The organism is Corynebacterium sp. S5S1, from assembly GCF_001913985.1.
Lineage (GTDB): Bacteria > Actinomycetota > Actinomycetes > Mycobacteriales > Mycobacteriaceae > Corynebacterium > Corynebacterium marquesiae.
In genome coordinates this window covers 2,155-3,168 of the sequence record NZ_MKXT01000081.1, presented here as the reverse complement: position 1 = coordinate 3,168, position 1,014 = coordinate 2,155, and the positions used below count along the sequence as shown (strand labels likewise).

Annotated in this window: 2 protein-coding genes; one reads left to right on the top strand and one right to left on the bottom strand. The window is 57.9% G+C overall.

What is annotated here, in order from left to right; translation table 11 throughout:
- A partial coding sequence (locus tag BKN05_RS12210; RefSeq protein ID WP_502686346.1) for an LGFP repeat-containing protein occupies nucleotides 1-549 on the top strand: 549 nt, incomplete at its 5' end.
- A 51-nt stretch (nucleotides 550-600) separates the two neighbouring features.
- Here BKN05_RS12210 and BKN05_RS12205 read toward each other — a convergent pair.
- A partial coding sequence (locus tag BKN05_RS12205; protein ID WP_286688756.1) for an FGGY-family carbohydrate kinase occupies nucleotides 601-1,014 on the bottom strand: 414 nt, incomplete at its 5' end.

The window sequence follows — 1,014 nt, the reverse complement described above, 5'->3', positions numbered from 1 at the left end:
CACACAAACTCGACCCCGGCTAGCGACGGCCCGTTACAGACCGCGGTCAAAGCCATCGGGATCATCGCACCGCTGGTCATGGCGATTTTGCAGCAAGCTAATGGCGCCGCGAACAAAGCACCGAACGAGTCCACCGAGGAAACGTTGAAGCGTTTGGCGACTTCCTCAGACATCCACCTTGGCGACGTTCCGGCGCTGATCACCCAGGTTGTGAAACTCACCGGCAACACGGAAATCGAGCAGACCTGGGCACGAATCAACAAACTGATCGGGCCAGTGCTGGGCTCTCCAGCCACCGGCATTGTGCGCGCCTCGGACGACGTAAACTTCGCGCTGTTCGACAACGGCGTGATCATCGACTCCGAAACCGCTGGCACCAACGCCCTGTGGGGAGAAATCGCCAAAGCTTGGGCCAATGGTGGCTTCGAAAAACTGGGCCTACCCACCAGCGAGCAATACCAACACGGCCAGAAGATCCGCGTGAATTTCCAGGGCGGAAACATCACCTACGACCCTTCCACCGGCGAGCTACAGATCAATGCCGACTAATGGCTAGCGGCTAGTTGCTAGTCACTAGTTGTTAGCCGCCGACCGTAGCACCTATTTGCTGTCATCGGCGGCATTTTCCCAGCCCAGCGTGCGTTCTACCGCTTGATTCCACATGTGGTAGAGCTGCTCACGCTGGGCTTCTGGCATTTCCGGCTCCCACACCCGGTCAGCCACATAGTCATCATCCGAAAACTCCCACCAACCAATGCCGATACCGGCTGCCAGCGCGGCACCCCACACAGTGGTCTCAATCATTTCCGGACGCTGTACCGACGAGCCCAAAATATCAGCCTGCATCTGCATGAGCAGATCATTCGCCACCATTCCACCATCAACACACAGGCCCGATAACTCGCGTCCGGCATCTTTTTGCATGGCTTCAACCACTTCCCTGGTTTGAAAACACGTGGCCTCCAGGGCCGCACGCGTGATGTGGCTGCGATCGGCAAAACGGGTTAAGCCCAC